Annotated in this window: 16 protein-coding genes; 12 read left to right on the forward strand and 4 right to left on the reverse strand. The window is 62.0% G+C overall.

The genetic code is table 11. The features are described 5' to 3' along the window. The first annotated feature begins 47 nt into the window (after positions 1-47). Genes QF629_02090 through QF629_02110 form a run of 5 tightly spaced genes read left to right on the forward strand, consistent with a single transcriptional unit; the run spans position 48 to position 4,344 of the window. Entirely contained in the window at positions 48-290 is a 243-nt protein-coding gene (locus QF629_02090; GenBank protein MDP6012326.1) for a hypothetical protein, read from the forward strand. Then, positions 283-1,497, forward strand: coding sequence for a Tm-1-like ATP-binding domain-containing protein (locus QF629_02095; protein MDP6012327.1), 1,215 nt, complete (start codon positions 283-285; stop codon positions 1,495-1,497). Before QF629_02090 ends, QF629_02095 begins: the two co-directional genes overlap by 8 nt. Positions 1,498-1,512: 15 nt before the next feature. After that, positions 1,513-2,340 (forward strand): phosphoenolpyruvate hydrolase family protein, encoded by an 828-nt coding sequence (locus tag QF629_02100; protein ID MDP6012328.1) that lies wholly within the window; start codon positions 1,513-1,515, stop codon positions 2,338-2,340. After that, positions 2,340-3,560 carry a Tm-1-like ATP-binding domain-containing protein gene (locus QF629_02105; GenBank protein ID MDP6012329.1) on the forward strand — a complete coding sequence of 407 codons (1,221 nt, stop codon included), beginning with the start codon at positions 2,340-2,342 and terminating at the stop codon, positions 3,558-3,560. The genes QF629_02100 and QF629_02105 overlap by 1 nt, the downstream gene beginning before the upstream one ends. A 1-nt stretch (position 3,561) precedes the next feature. Further along, the gene (locus tag QF629_02110; GenBank protein ID MDP6012330.1) at positions 3,562-4,344 is read left to right on the forward strand and encodes a glutathione S-transferase N-terminal domain-containing protein; all 783 of its coding nucleotides are present in this window, start codon (positions 3,562-3,564) and stop codon (positions 4,342-4,344) included. Positions 4,345-4,444: 100 nt separating this feature from the next. Here QF629_02110 and QF629_02115 read toward each other — a convergent pair whose 3' ends face one another. Both QF629_02115 and QF629_02120 read right to left on the reverse strand, forming a co-directional pair. Then, on the reverse strand, positions 4,445-4,627 hold the full coding sequence (locus tag QF629_02115; protein ID MDP6012331.1) for a hypothetical protein: 183 nt from the start codon (positions 4,625-4,627) through the stop codon (positions 4,445-4,447). Between the two features lie 109 nt (positions 4,628-4,736). Further along, positions 4,737-5,174 (reverse strand): hypothetical protein, encoded by a 438-nt coding sequence (locus tag QF629_02120; protein MDP6012332.1) that lies wholly within the window; start codon positions 5,172-5,174, stop codon positions 4,737-4,739. A 270-nt stretch (positions 5,175-5,444) separates the two neighbouring features. Here QF629_02120 and QF629_02125 point away from each other — a divergent pair, with 270 nt between their 5' ends. Then, positions 5,445-7,271, forward strand: a complete 1,827-nt coding sequence (locus QF629_02125; protein ID MDP6012333.1) for a PQQ-dependent dehydrogenase, methanol/ethanol family — start codon at positions 5,445-5,447, stop codon at positions 7,269-7,271. 170 nt (positions 7,272-7,441) lie between these two features. Next, positions 7,442-7,906 (forward strand): cytochrome c, encoded by a 465-nt coding sequence (locus QF629_02130; GenBank protein MDP6012334.1) that lies wholly within the window; start codon positions 7,442-7,444, stop codon positions 7,904-7,906. A gap of 21 nt (positions 7,907-7,927) precedes the next feature. On the opposite strand, the gene QF629_02135 is transcribed toward QF629_02130, so the two are convergent. Then, positions 7,928-8,365 carry a hypothetical protein gene (locus QF629_02135; GenBank protein ID MDP6012335.1) on the reverse strand — a complete coding sequence of 146 codons (438 nt, stop codon included), beginning with the start codon at positions 8,363-8,365 and terminating at the stop codon, positions 7,928-7,930. Between the two features lie 191 nt (positions 8,366-8,556). Continuing rightward, positions 8,557-8,799, reverse strand: coding sequence for a hypothetical protein (locus tag QF629_02140; GenBank protein MDP6012336.1), 243 nt, complete (start codon positions 8,797-8,799; stop codon positions 8,557-8,559). 132 nt (positions 8,800-8,931) lie between these two features. Between QF629_02140 and QF629_02145 the strand changes: the two genes are divergently transcribed. Genes QF629_02145 through QF629_02165 form a run of 5 tightly spaced genes read left to right on the forward strand, consistent with a single transcriptional unit; the run spans position 8,932 to position 13,652 of the window. Next, positions 8,932-9,819, forward strand: coding sequence for a DUF58 domain-containing protein (locus tag QF629_02145; protein MDP6012337.1), 888 nt, complete (start codon positions 8,932-8,934; stop codon positions 9,817-9,819). Next, entirely contained in the window at positions 9,819-10,790 is a 972-nt protein-coding gene (locus QF629_02150) for a hypothetical protein (GenBank protein MDP6012338.1), read from the forward strand. Before QF629_02145 ends, QF629_02150 begins: the two co-directional genes overlap by 1 nt. Beyond that, positions 10,787-11,800 carry a VWA domain-containing protein gene (locus tag QF629_02155; GenBank protein ID MDP6012339.1) on the forward strand — a complete coding sequence of 338 codons (1,014 nt, stop codon included), beginning with the start codon at positions 10,787-10,789 and terminating at the stop codon, positions 11,798-11,800. Before QF629_02150 ends, QF629_02155 begins: the two co-directional genes overlap by 4 nt. Before the next feature lie 10 nt (positions 11,801-11,810). After that, a complete protein-coding gene (locus tag QF629_02160; GenBank protein ID MDP6012340.1) occupies positions 11,811-12,827 on the forward strand; it encodes a VWA domain-containing protein in 1,017 nt (338 codons plus the stop codon). Positions 12,828-12,830: 3 nt separating this feature from the next. Next, positions 12,831-13,652, forward strand: a complete 822-nt coding sequence (locus QF629_02165) for a tetratricopeptide repeat protein (GenBank protein ID MDP6012341.1) — start codon at positions 12,831-12,833, stop codon at positions 13,650-13,652. Positions 13,653-13,660 lie beyond the last annotated feature (8 nt).

The following is a 13,660-nucleotide window of genomic DNA, read 5'->3' on the forward strand; positions in this document are numbered from 1 at the left end:
GAATTCTCGGATAGCATGCTGCAGCAGCTCGACAAAGGGAGAACATCGTGTTGTTGAACCGCGAGGCCCCTGCCAATATCGCGCCGACGACGACAGGCACCAAATACAGCGACAGCGTCGAGATGTCGGCCGATGCTCGCTCGCTCTACATCTCCGCCCGGCTCGGCGCGCTACCGGACGGCTCGGTACCGGATACTTTCGACAGGCAGAGGCGGCTTGAACCTGCCGCCTTATCTCTGCGAAGTGGTCGCCATCGCCGCAAAAGACTAGGAAGGAGACGCGGTGAGTAAGACCATTCTCCTGATTGGCTCGTTCGATACCAAAGGTGAGGACTATGGCTTCGTGCGCGAGCGCATCCTCGCTCGCGGGCATGAAGTGCTGACGCTCGACACAGGCGTGCTGGGTGAGACCAATCTGTTCCTCGTAGATGTCGGGGCCGCCGCTGTGGCCGCGGCGGGAGGCGGCAATCTCGCAGCGCTGCGTGCAAAGGGCGACCGCGGTGAGGCCATGAAGGTTATGTGCCGCGGTGCCGAGGTCGTGATCGCCAGACTCCACGCCAACAGCCGTTTCGATGCCGTGCTCGGCCTGGGCGGCTCGGGCGGCGCCAGTGTCATCGCGCCAGCCATGCGTGCCCTGCCCCTCGGCCTACCGAAAATACTGGTCTCCACCGTCGCCTCGGGGGACACCTCACCCTATGTCGGGCTAGCCGATATCACCATGATCCCGTCGGTGGTCGATGTCGCCGGCGTCAACCGCATCAGCGAAACGATCTACACCGCAGCGGCCGGCGCCATCTGCGGCATGCTGGAGATGGACTATTCGGCCACAGGCACGAGCAGACCGATCATCGCCGCCTCGATGTTCGGCCAGACCACGCCCTGCGTGACGCGCTGCCGCGACACGCTCACCGCAGAGGGTTACGAGGTCTTGGTCTTTCACGGCAGCGGCACCGGCGGCAGAACCATGGAGCGCATGGTCGAGCAAGGCTATGTCGCAGGCGTGCTCGACATCACCACCACGGAATGGGCGGACGAGCTTTGCGGCGGCGCCTTTAGCGCTGGGCCCGATCGTCTGACCGCGCCAGGCCGGGCCGGCATCGCCCATCTCATCGTACCTGGCTGCGTCGATATGGTGAATTTCGGGCCGCCCGAGACGGTGCCAGAGCGCTATGCCGGGCGTATCCTCTATGAGTCCAAACCCACAGTAACGCTGATGCGCACCACGCCAGAGGAGAACGCCCGCATCGGCACGATCTTCGCCGAGAAAGCCAATGCGGCATTGGGAAAGGTGGCGTTCCTGCTGCCGCTGCAGGGCCTGTCAGTGCTCGACAGCGATGGCGGCCCTTTCTGGTCGCCGGAGGCCGATGGGGCGCTGTTTGATGCCATCAAGGCGAGCTTGCACCCCAGCATCCCTGTGGTCGAGTTCGACGCCCATATCAACGATGAGGTTTTCTCGCAAAAAGCCGTGGCCATGCTGCTCGAACTGATGGCCGAGTAAGGGAGGAGCGATACGATGACGTTCACTAGAAGCGAAGTCATGGCGCGCCTGCGCGACGTCATCGCGGCCGAGCGGCCGATCGTCGGCGGTGGCGCCGGAACCGGCATTACGGCCAAGTGCGAGGAGGCGGGCGGTATCGATCTCATCGTGATCTACAATTCCGGCCGCTTCCGCATGGCCGGGCGCGGATCCTTGGCCGGTCTGATGCCCTACGGCGACGCCAATGCCATCGTCATGGACATGGCCAACGAGGTTCTGCCTGTGGTACGCGATACGCCGGTGCTGGCCGGTATTTGTGGCACAGATCCGTTTCGCAACATAGAGCTGTTCCTCAGGCAGGTGCGTGATGCCGGCTTCTCGGGCATCCAGAATTTCCCCACCGTTGGCCTCATCGACGGCTTGTTCCGGCGGAACCTAGAGGAGACAGGCATGGGCTTCGCGCTGGAAGTGGAGATGATCCGCCTGGCGCGCAAAATGGAGCTTTTCACCAGCCCCTATGCCTTCAACACAGACGACGCTATGGCCATGGCCGGAGTCGGCGCCGATATGATCGTCGCCCATCTCGGGCTCACCACTAAGGGGTCGATCGGGGCGAACACGGCGCTGTCTCTGGAACAGGCCCCTGCCAAGGTGCAGGAGATCTGCGATGCCGCCAAGGCGGCTCGGTCGGACGTCATCGTGCTCTGCCATGGCGGACCGATCGCCATGCCCGACGATGCCACCCATGTGCTCCAAAACACCAACGGGGTAGACGGCTTCTACGGTGCCTCGAGTATGGAGCGTCTACCCACGGAAGTGGCAATACGCGAGCAGGTCGAGGCCTTCAAGGCTATACGGTTCTGATGGCGCCGACCGTCCTCCTGATCGGTGCCTTCGACAGTAAGTGTGAAGAGTACGACTTCGTTCGCAGGCGACTGCAAGCATCGAGTTTAGAGACGCTGACACTGAACTGGGGCGTGCTGGGGGGCTGCGACCACTTTCCGGTCGACATCGAAAGCGCCCATGTCGCCGCCGCGGGCGGCGCGGACCTGGGAGCGCTACGCGAGGCTGGCGACCAAGAAGCGGCGGTGGCCACGATGGCGCGAGGCGTCGCGACCGTGGTGCCAGGCCTCTATCGCGAGGGCCGCTTCGATGGCGTCTTCGCCCTCGGCAAGGCGCGCGGCACCAGCGTCGCCGCCGCGGCCATGCGCGCGCTCCCCATCGGCGTACCGAAAGTCATCGTCTCGACAATCGCCGGCAGCGATACCTCGGCCTTCCTTGGCGCCAAGGACATCAACATCTTTCCCTCGCTAGTCGACGTCTCCGGCCTCAATGCGATTAGTCGGACAATTATGGCGCAGGCCGCAGCGGCACTTGTCGGCATGGTCGCTGCAGAACCCGTGCCTAAGACCGATACAAAGCCGATCATTGCCATGTCCATGTTCGGCCAGACCAGACCCTGCGTCCAGCGCTGCAAGGAGGCACTGAGCACCACGGGCTTTGACGTGCTCACCTTCCACGCCACCGGCAACGGTGGCAGAACAATGGAGAGCATGATTGCAGATGGTCTCATCACCGCCGTGCTAGACATCACCACCACCGAGCTAGCGGACGCCCTGTGCGACGGCATTTTCTCGGCCGGCCCACATCGTCTCGAAGCAGCCGGCAAGGCAGGTATCCCGCAGGTGATCGTTCCGGGCTGCCTAGACATGGTCAATTTCGGTGCTGCCGACACGGTGCCGGTGACATACCGCGAGCGCCACTTGCACGCCGGCAAGCCGACTGTGACGCTGATGCGTACCGACGTGGCGGAAAACCAGCAACTCGGCCGCATTCTGGCCGAAAAGGCCAATGCCGCGCAGGGTCCCGTGGCCCTGCTGGTGCCCCTAAACGGCTGGTCGCGCTTCGATGCCGAAGGTGGCCCCTTCTGGGACCCCGAAGCCGACCGCGCCGCCATCGCAGCGTTGCGCGCCGACCTTCGCCCCGACATCCCGCTGATCGAGATCCCAGCCCACATCAACGACGAGGCTTTCGCCGCCGCCGCGGTCGAGACGTTGCTGGCGATGCTGAGCGAGGAGAGCTGATATGCCCCGCCAAAGCAAGCCCATGCGCCTGTTCTATCACCCCGCCAGCAGCGCCTCGATGCGGGTGACGCTGTATCTGCGCTGTCGCGGCGTGCCCGCCTCTCAGGTCGAACTGGTGAGCACAGGCCTAGCGACCGATCATCGCGGCATTCTGGTCTTCACCATGCCCGAGGGCGATGCCGAGACCGAGAAGGTCGGCACCACTAACCTCACCGCCTTCAATCCTGAAGGGCGCATCCCGGTACTACTGCTGGCGGACGGGCGCAAACTGACCCAGTCGGGCCCGATCGTCGACTTCATCGAGGAAACACTGGCCGTGGAGCCCAGCATGCTGCCTGAGGACGCCTGGGCCCGGGCCGAGGCGCGCCGCATCATGTGGATCATCGCCGCCGATACCCAGCCCTACCAGAACATCCCCTTCATCATCCAGGCGATGGGTGAATGGGGCATGACCAAGGCGCCGCCAACCGTGCACCCGCTGCGCCTGCATTTCATCCGCCGCGAGTTTGGCGCCATCGAGTCTATTCTAACCACCTGCGCCGGCCGCTTCGCAGTTGGTGATGCGGTCACCCAGGCTGATTGCTTTCTGGTACCGCAGGTGCGCAACGCACTACTCGCCGGTATCGATCTGGCCGCCGAATTCCCAACGCTGTCCCGGGTCTGGGAGAACCTGCTCGCAGTGCCAGAGATTGCGGTGGTGATCGAGGACGCCGGCGGTGTCGTTCAGCCGTTGGTTTTCGATTCCGACAAGTTCGAGGTCTACACCACGGCACCAAGCCGCTGAGGCTCTACGTCCTGTATTGCGCGGTCGCGTCCGTGATCCAGCGAAACAAATCGGCGCCCTGCTTACCACCGCCGCCGGTTATGCCGCGGAAATAGAACAGCTATGCCGCCTCGACAGAGTCCTTCGCCACATCGAAACGGGCGGCGGCCGCAACGGTGTCGAGCGCAAGAAAGTCGCTCAGGGATTGGCAGATCTCGCCCAGCGAGACCGAGGCGCTGTCGGTCACCAAGGTGATCTTGCGAATGCCGAAACTGCGCAAAATTTCTGCGACCAAATGCAGCATGTGCCGGTTCTCGTCACAAACGAGGGCGTAAACCCTGTCCGAGCAATACCCGGCCATGCGATCAACACACCTTTGGCGAAGAAGCTCGGCCCACGGCGAACAGCCTAATTTAGCGACACTTCTGGCTCATCTCGATGGCCTCGACGAAGGCCACGGCCGCGGGCTTACGTAGCAGCGCCGGGTTACGGCCGACCCATTTAACAAAAGCCGCCGTTAGGGCATTATGGTCCTCGCGGTTCTCGACGCATTGCCAGATCTGCGCATCGTCGAGCGCGTATTGCCCGGCACCCACCAGTTCGACAACAGCGCCCACCACGGCGCGGCACTGGACGATCAGCATGGCGCGCAGCATCTCCTCGCCGACGACCTGGTCGAAGCCCTTAACACCCTGGCCACAGGCAAATTTCAGGTTGGCACCGGTATGCACCGCCTCAATCGGCCCTTGCGGCGGCGATCCCGCAGCGGCAAAAGCCACGCTCGTTTCGCCGATCAGGCCGACTCCCGTCAGTGCCAGCACCATCGTAAAATTGCGAAAAAAATGGCTCATGGCCGCAGCACTCCGTGGTTTTGGTTAGGATTTTCGGCCTTGGGACGCGGCCACCGGTGACAGTTTAGCATTCGAGCGCAGACGCGCAAAACAGACTCGTTTGTACACGTGCCCGTCTCTTGACTACTCGGTGTTGGCAAGAGAAGATAGAGAAGTTGCCGAATGAGTTAGGGTCTGAACGTGAGTTCAGGCTGCGCGTTCGGTGGCTCGCCGTTCGTTAACACCTGTCCTTGGGTGGACGGCGGATGTGCTCAATCAGGGAGGGAGTTAATGTCCAATAGAATAAATACCAGTGTGGTGGGAACCATTGCTGGCTTCGTTGGGGCGGCCGTGTTCGCTGCCTCGGCAATAGCCGGTAATATTACTCATGACCGCCTGGTGAACAGTGAGAATGAGCCAGAAAACTGGATCAATCATCACGGCAATTACGAAGCCCATCGCTTTTCCGGTCTGCGTGAGATAAATCGGGACAATGTTGGAGACCTAAAAGTCGCGTTCACCTATGCCATGGGCAGCACCCAGGGCGGCGGCACGGACCCGGTTGTGTTTCCGTTCTCCGGTCTCGAAGGCACGCCTACCGCGGAAGACGGCTTTCTGTACTTGACCACCGGTTGGGGCGTCGTGACCAAGATCGACGTGCGCGGTGGTAAAGCGGTCACCGTGTGGAAGTCGGATCCCGAAGCCGATAAGGATTGGGGCACTAGCGTCCTATGCTGCGGCATCAACAACCGCGGCGCCGTGCTGGCTCGCGACATGGTTATCGCGCCGGTCCTTGATGGTCGCATTCGCGCCCTGAACAAGACCGACGGCAGCCTCATCTGGGAGAGCCAGGTCGCAGATCCGGGCATCGCCGAAACTATTACCGGCGCGCCTCTGGTCATCCGTGACACGGTCGTCACCGGCATGGCCGGCGCCGAATTCGGCGTTCGCGGCTGGATTGCCGCTCTCAGCCTCGACGACGGCAAGGAGATCTGGCGCACCCACACCATTCCTGGTGAGGGCGAGCCCGGCAACGAGACCTGGAAGGACGATTTCGGCGCCTGGAAGACGGGCGGCGGCTCCACCTGGGTGACCGGCTCCTACGATCCGGAACTCGACATCATCGTCTGGGGTACCGCGAATCCTGGTCCAGACTGGGATAATGCCTATCGTCCTGGTGACAACCTGTGGACCGACTCCACCATCGCGGTGAATGCGACCACCGGTAAGTTCCTTTGGGGCTTCCAGCACACGCCAAACGATCCGTACGACTATGACTCTATCGCGGAGAACACCTTCGTCGACACCGTGATCAACGGTCAGTTCGTGCGTTCCACCCTGCACGCCAATCGTAACGGTTTCGCCTACGCGCTCGACCGTGCGACAGGCGAGTACGTGTGGGGCACCCAGTTCGTCAAGAAGCTTGACTGGACGGATGGTCTGGACGAAAACGGCCGGCCGGCCTCCTACGATCCTAACTCGGACGTGCAGTCCTACAACGAAGGCTCCGCGGCACATCGTGGCGACCTCGTTGAGGTTGGCGCCCGCAGTGAGATCGAAGGCATTTCCTGCCCCGCTCATACCGGCGGCAAGAACTGGCCCCCGACCGCCTACAGCCCGCATACCGGTCTCTACTACATTCCGGTCATCGAGAGCTGCAATAAGGCCTTCGCCTCGGTCGCACCGGAGAACTGGAATGCCGCGGATCGCAAGTGGTTCCTCGGCGGCGCGCCGTACTTCACCTTTGAGGACCCGCGCTCGGGCCGCATCACCGGCAGCGTGACGGCAATTGACGTCTCCAACGGCGTGGTCGTACGCAAGTGGGAGACCGAGTTCCCGATGCTGGGCGGCGTTTTGGCGACGGCTGGCGGCTTGGTCTTTACCGGCACCGCCGACGGTGCCGTGGTCGCGCTCGACGACACCACTCTCGAGGAGCTATGGCGCTTCGAAACCGGCTCGTCGATCAATGCTCCGCCCATGTCTTACGAGGCCGATGGCAAGCAGTACATTGCTATCGAGGTTGGCCTCGGCGGCGCATGGCCCCAGTGGTTTACCGACTCGACCCCCGAGTTGAAAGCCGCTGTGCCAAGCAACGTTCTCTACGTCTTCTCGATGTAGAATACGGTCTATGGTGTGAGCCGGCGCTACATAGCGCCGGCTCATTCTTTTCTCTGACAATTCGAGTCTCAACTGCCGGCACGCCGGCGCGCCGCTCTTGCCTGTTGACCTGATCGGCGAAGCGCCTCACATATTGTCTAACCAGACGCCACGAACCGGGACGCACCAGAATGAACACGATCACCAAGCGGGGACGTATTGTCGGCGCACTGATGGTTACGGCGTTTTTTGGCGCAGCGGCATTCGTAATGCTGTCAGCTTCGTCCGCCGTGGCCGATGACCCGCCTCGACGCTCCGGTCCTCCGCCCATCGTGTTTGATACATTTCCCAACAAGTGCGCGCGTTGCCACAAACAGGACGGCCGTGGCGGCCCTGCCTATGGCGGCTTTGCCGCAGACCTGCGCGCCACCGAACTCGAGCATGAAGGGCTTGTGTTCATCATCACCGAGGGCATTCGCCAGCGCGGCATGCCCGAGTTCAAGAGTACAATGTCCAAGCGCCAGATCAGCGGTGTCTCCGACTACATCATAAACAAGATCAAGGGCGTGTATTTTGATGCCGAAGGCAATCAAATCACGCCGGAAGAGTGGGCCGCCCTGGAAGAGGCCAAGAAAAAAGCCGCTGCTGAACAATAAGGGTAAGCCGCTTCTGGCTCACTACTCCGCCGCGCCCCGATCGGCTTCAGCACGACGCGCTTCGGCGAGCTGCTCGGGGGTCATGATGGCCTCCAGCCGCCGCTTCCACGGCATCAGGTAATCCGCGCCGTCCGCGATCGCCAGGATGATCCAGCCATGCGCTTCCACGTTATCGTGGTGCAGGCCTTGGCCTGCCTGCAGATGGATCATCTTGAACAGCATCTTACCGCCAAGAAAGCCCGCGTTACGGGCCCGGGTCGCCCACATATAGGCTTCGCTGAAATCGCCGCTTATGCGTGCTTCGTTGTACGCTTCGCGGCCGACCAGATACATCGCGGCCGGGTCGCCGTTCTCGGCCTTGCAGCGAAGGCCTTCCGGGCCGGCCACACAACCATCCGCACCGGCAGGACCCGCGGCAATCATCATCGCGAGCGCAAGCCCAAAAGTTGTCTTCCTCATATCGCTGTCCTTTTCCAGAGCCGTGTATCGCATGGACTTGTCATTACGGCGACTTGGTATTTCCGGTCAACCGGCAGCGTCAAAAAAAATTGCATAACGTCAGAACGTGATGTCCGACCCCGGCTCGACCGCATTCATTTCTGTGCGTTTGACCTGCGAGCATCCGCTGCCGTAGGTGGCGGAGAGCGCACCTACACCCCCCCGTCCACGCAAATCTCGATCTCGTGGGTCTTGCCGGGATCGAGTTGGTCGCGCAGCTCCACACTGAGAAAGAACTCACGCTCGTTGACCACGGAGACGAAAACACGCTCCATCGCGTGGGCGTTGGCAATGATCGCACAGGCGGTCGCCACGACCGACAAGATCGTCGCAGCCGGACCCAACAAGGTCCCCATCGCCATCTCCTTCGCGTTTGGCGTTTGGCGTTTGGCCATGGTGTCACATCCAGCAACCGGCCCAAGGTCAAAACCCTTGGCGCCTTGGTTTTTAACGTGCCATCCCCCCAGAGCTCCGGTATAGCGTTTGCGGGCCGCGTGGCTCCCTTGATCCAGGAAGCGCTCTCATTCATGATCCCGCTCGAAATTTTCCAACAAATCCGGCGGATTCAGATTAGGACGCGGCGATCGGTCGAAAGCATTTTCGCCGGTGGCTATCATAGTGTTTTCAAGGGCCGCGGCATGGAGTTCGCCGAGATTCGCGAATACGTTCCCGGCGACGACGTACGCGATATAGACTGGAACGCCACGGCGCGGCGCGGCCAACCCTACGTCAAGCGTCAGGTCGAAGAGCGCGAACTCACAGTCATGCTTCTGGTCGATCTGAGCGCCTCTGGCCGCTTCGGTAGCGTCACCCGAGTCAAGGCCGAGATCGCCGTTGAGATGTGCGCCGTTCTTGCCTTGAGCGCGATCACCAACAACGACAAAGTGGGCCTAATCCTGTTCAGCGACAAGATCGAGAGATTCGTCCGGCCACAACGCGGCAAGAACCGGGTACTGCGGGTCATTCGCGAGCTGCTCACCGCATCGCCAAGCGGTCGCGGCACCGATGTCGCGCTGGCATTGCAGACCCTGCATCGGGTGAGCCGCCAACCGACGGTGAGCTTTATCATTTCGGACTTTCTCACGGAAAGTTACGAAAAGTCGCTTGGCCTTGTGGCTCAGCGCCACGACGTCATCCCCATCTGCATCAGTGATCGCCGGGAATACCAGTTGCCAGATGCCGGTCTGGTCACGCTGGAGGATTTTGAGAGCGGCGAGTGGATCACACTCGACACGCACGATGCGTCGGTTCGCGAACGCTATGCGGCGATACGCCGCAACCAGGATACCTGCAGGCAACGCCTGTTCACGTCGCTCGGCCTGGATTCCATCGAGGTGCGCACCGACGAGCCTTACGACAGGCCACTCATGCAATTCTTCCAGCGGCGCGAACAGCGATTGCGAGACGGCCGCTAGTGTCTCCGCCATTGTTCACGGCAGGGGCCCTTCTGGCCGCTTGTCTCGCTGCCGGTGCGGTCAAGGCCCGGGATGAGACGGTCGCCATCGTACTCGACGTCGATAGCAGCGTCGTCGCGCTGGACAAGCAGCTTCGCTTAGCGGTGACGGTATCTGGACCCGAGGATACGGAAATCGAGTTCGCGCCGGTCAGGGAAACGGTGGGACCGTTCGAGTTGGTGTATCAAAGCGAAGGTGCGCTCGAATCCTTGGGCGATGGCCAGGCGCGGTGGCAGCGCAGCTATCGCATCAAAGCGCTGCAGGTCGGTGTCCAAACCATTCCGCCGTTCATCATCCATACCAAAGCTGCCGCCGAGACCTCGGCCACGGAGGTCGCCAGCTCACGTCTCGATATCTTCGTCACCCCAGCATTTGCCGTCGGCGACAACGTACGCGCGCCGCGCACCATCGCGCCGGCAGCGAGCGTCAGGCCGCCGTTACTGCCTTGGCCATGGGTCACCGGCGCTATGGCGCTTGCCGCCTTGGTTATCGTGGCCTTCGCCGCAATTCTGCTTCGCCGGCGACGAAGCGCCGAGCACGGCGCACCGGCGCAACCCGCACACGTTGTGGCACTGGCAGCATTGGCGCAGATTCGTCATCAAGGTCTGATCGATGGGGCCCAGTCAGCCGAATTTCATATGCGCCTGTCGCGAATTCTGCGCTCTTATGTGGTTTGGCGCTATGACGCCCGCGCCTTGACCCAGACGACGGAAGAGTTCATCACCGCAGCTGTAGCTATCGAGCCGCTTGTCGGAGTGCGCGGCGACATGGTGGGCCGCCTGCTGGGCCATTGTGATCTGGCAAAATTCGCTGGCTTGGTCTCCGCACCGGCGGCCATGGCCGAGGCGCTGGAAAACAGTGAGCGGTTCGTCAAGGAGGATGCCAGAAATAGCATCTTTGCTCCGCGTGGCGCGAGCCTGGAGGCGTCATGATCCTGGCAAATCCTCTCGCTTTGTTGCTGCTTCTTATCATTCCGTTGCTATGGCACCGGCACATGCGGCAGTCCCGCCCCGCCGCGATCGGGTTCTCCGATGTCGCCCGGGTGGCCGCGCTGGCGCCGCCACGGCGTCGCACGGTGCTGCCAGCAATACGCATCCTGGCCGCTTTCTGCTGCATCTTCGCCGTGGCGAGGCCGCAATTTGGTCTCGAGCTGACCAAAGTCTATGTCAAGGGTATCGCCATTGCTATGGTGGTTGACATCTCGTCGAGCATGAGCGCCCTCGATTTCGTTCTCGACAATAAGCAGAGCAACCGCCTGGATGTGGTCAAGGCAACCATTCGCTCTTTTCTGGTGGGAGACGAAAGCGAACTTACCGGACGGAATGGTGATCTCGTTAGTCTAGTATCGTTCGCTCGCTATGCCGATTCATTAAGCCCACTCACCTTGGATCACAATGCCGTCGTGGCGCTACTCGCCCAGCTCGAGATCGCCGCCCTACCCGCCGAGGACGGCACCTCGATCGGCGAGGCGATCGTGCTCGGCGTTGAGCGGTTGATGAATTCGGCCGAAACCAGTCGCGTGATGATCCTGATGACCGACGGCTACAGTAATTCTGGAGACACTGAGCCCATGGAGGCGGCGCGCATCGCCAAGGCGCTCGGCATCAAGATCTACACCATCGGCACGGGCACGGAGGGTGCCGCAATCATCCCGGTGCGCTATCGCGACGGCCACACGGAGTTGCGCTCGAGTCAGGTCTATATCGACGACCGTACCTTGAGTGAAATCGCCGAGATGACGGGCGGTCTCTATTTCCGTGCCACCGACGCCGATGGCCTGAAATCAATTTATGCGGAAATCGGCCAGCTCGAAAAATCCGAGCATGTTGCCGAGCAATACCAGAAGTATATCGACCTATTTCCCATTCCCCTGGCCCTAGCCCTGGCCCTACTCGCCGCCGAGATGATCCTGGCGAACACCAGACTTCGGTTGGTTCCATGAGAGACGACTGATGGATTTTGCCGTACCGATCTTGGGGTTCTTGCTGGTCCTGATGCCGGCGCTGACCTGGCTCTACCGCTACGGCTTCAGGCGCCGCCGGCAAGCCTTGCACAGCTTCATGGCGAGCGGGCTTGTACCTGACTTGGTGGCGCAGGCCCGGCCTTGGCGCCGCCGGGCCAAGGCTGCATGCCTGCTCCTGGCGGCCGGGCTTCTCGTGATCGCCCTAATGCAGCCGCGCTGGGGCTTAAAGCCCGAGGAGGCGCCGCGCTTCGGCCGCGATATCGTCGTCATTCTTGACGTCTCGCTCAGCATGCTCGCGGCAGATGTGGTGCCCAATCGTCTAGAGCGAGCCAAGGTCATGGTGCAAGGCCTGGTCGAGCAGCTGCGCGAGGACAGCGGCCACCGCCTCGGCCTGGTCGCCTTCGCCGGCCGCGCCAGCCTGCAATCGCCCCTGACCTTAGACTACAGCCTGTTCCTGGATCGGCTTGCCGACGCCAACCCGACCAGCGCGCGGCACAAAGGCACCGATATCGGGGGCGCGTTGCGCCGGAGCCCGGCACGTTTCGAAAATCTCGACCCCGCCTATACCGACCTCATCTTGCTCAGCGACGGCGAGGACCATCCCGGCCAGGCGTTCGACGCCGCGCAGGACTTGGCACAAGAGGGTTTCACGCTTTACTCGGTGGCCGTCGGCGATGACGAGGGGGCTGTCTCGATCAGGGTTCCGGGCGAGAAAGGCGGCTTCGTCCTGCATCGCCACAATGGCAAGGACGTGCAAACCCGCACCCGACCAGCACTTCTCGCCGAGCTATCAAGCCTGACGGGCGGGCGGCTCCAGCTCGCTGTGGCGGACGCCAGTCCGCTGCGCATCATGTACCGCGACGAAATCGCGTCCAAACCGCGCCGGCAGGTCGCCGCCGGAACCGGCGAATTTCTTTCAGACCAGTATCATTGGTTCGTGTTGCTGGCGCTGTTGCTGATCTCCTTGGAGAACATCATTCGAGAACGCGTCGGGAAGCGAGTCTAGCGCATGCTGCGAACATGCCACATCGCCGTTCTAGCCCTGGGCCTTGGGCTCGTCGGCTGCGAGGACCCCGCCTACCAGACGATTGCCGACGGCAACGTGGCTTACGATGCCGGGGATTACGAGGGTGCGGATGCCCTGTACAAGAGCGCCGCGACCACGCTGCCCGATCTCGCGCAACTACACTACAACCGTGGCAACGTCGCCTACCGGCTTGGCCTGCATGACCGGGCCGAGGAATTGTATTCGCTTGCTCTGCGCACCGAGGACCAGATCCTCGGCAGCCGGGTCAAGTACAATCTCGGCCGTGTCAAGCATGCCTTTGCACTGCATAACGTACTGACCTACCGCACCGCTATGGCACCGCTGCGCGAGGCGATCGCCTTCTATCAGGGCAGTCTCCTGCTCGATGGTGACTATGCGGATGCGCTTTACAATCTCGGGCTGGCGCAGCGTCTGATGGAAGAGCTTGTACGCAAGCAGACAGCAGACGAGGACAGGCCGAGAAGCCGCCAGTCCAGCTACTCGCCGCGCATGGGGCAAGTCTTCGAAGAAACCGCCCCCGAGCGCGCACCGGGTATCAACGACCGCGAGGTGAACGTGCAGATGCGTCCCGAGCGCGGTGAGGCTTTACAAGGCCCGCGCGGCAATACCGACAGCGAAACCCGAGGCGAGACCGATCATGGGGAATCAACCCGTGAATTGTCGCCCGACGAAGCCGCGCAGATGGTACAGGATATCCGCGGCCGCGCCCGCGGCGCCCAGGGCCTACACCAGCAATGGAGCCGCCTGCGCATGCCCGAGGGCGAGGACGGCAAGGACTGGTAACCGAAACA

This window comes from Alphaproteobacteria bacterium (assembly GCA_030739735.1).
Taxonomy (GTDB): domain Bacteria; phylum Pseudomonadota; class Alphaproteobacteria; order UBA7887; family UBA7887; genus UBA7887.

Excerpts from the sequence above, each read along its gene's own strand:
- QF629_02100 (MDP6012328.1), top strand. The coding sequence starts at position 1,513 with ATGACGTTCACTAGAAGCGAAGTCATGGCGCGCCTGCGCGACGTCATC.
- QF629_02105 (MDP6012329.1), top strand. The coding sequence starts at position 2,340 with ATGGCGCCGACCGTCCTCCTGATCGGTGCCTTCGACAGTAAGTGTGAA.
- QF629_02110 (MDP6012330.1), top strand. The coding sequence starts at position 3,562 with ATGCCCCGCCAAAGCAAGCCCATGCGCCTGTTCTATCACCCCGCCAGC.
- QF629_02115 (MDP6012331.1), bottom strand. The coding sequence starts at position 4,627 with ATGCTGCATTTGGTCGCAGAAATTTTGCGCAGTTTCGGCATTCGCAAG.
- QF629_02120 (MDP6012332.1), bottom strand. The coding sequence starts at position 5,174 with ATGAGCCATTTTTTTCGCAATTTTACGATGGTGCTGGCACTGACGGGA.
- QF629_02125 (MDP6012333.1), top strand. The coding sequence starts at position 5,445 with ATGTCCAATAGAATAAATACCAGTGTGGTGGGAACCATTGCTGGCTTC.
- QF629_02130 (MDP6012334.1), top strand. The coding sequence starts at position 7,442 with ATGAACACGATCACCAAGCGGGGACGTATTGTCGGCGCACTGATGGTT.
- QF629_02135 (MDP6012335.1), bottom strand. The coding sequence starts at position 8,365 with ATGAGGAAGACAACTTTTGGGCTTGCGCTCGCGATGATGATTGCCGCG.
- QF629_02140 (MDP6012336.1), bottom strand. The coding sequence starts at position 8,799 with ATGGCCAAACGCCAAACGCCAAACGCGAAGGAGATGGCGATGGGGACC.
- QF629_02145 (MDP6012337.1), top strand. The coding sequence starts at position 8,932 with ATGATCCCGCTCGAAATTTTCCAACAAATCCGGCGGATTCAGATTAGG.
- QF629_02155 (MDP6012339.1), top strand. The coding sequence starts at position 10,787 with ATGATCCTGGCAAATCCTCTCGCTTTGTTGCTGCTTCTTATCATTCCG.
- QF629_02160 (MDP6012340.1), top strand. The coding sequence starts at position 11,811 with ATGGATTTTGCCGTACCGATCTTGGGGTTCTTGCTGGTCCTGATGCCG.
- QF629_02165 (MDP6012341.1), top strand. The coding sequence starts at position 12,831 with ATGCTGCGAACATGCCACATCGCCGTTCTAGCCCTGGGCCTTGGGCTC.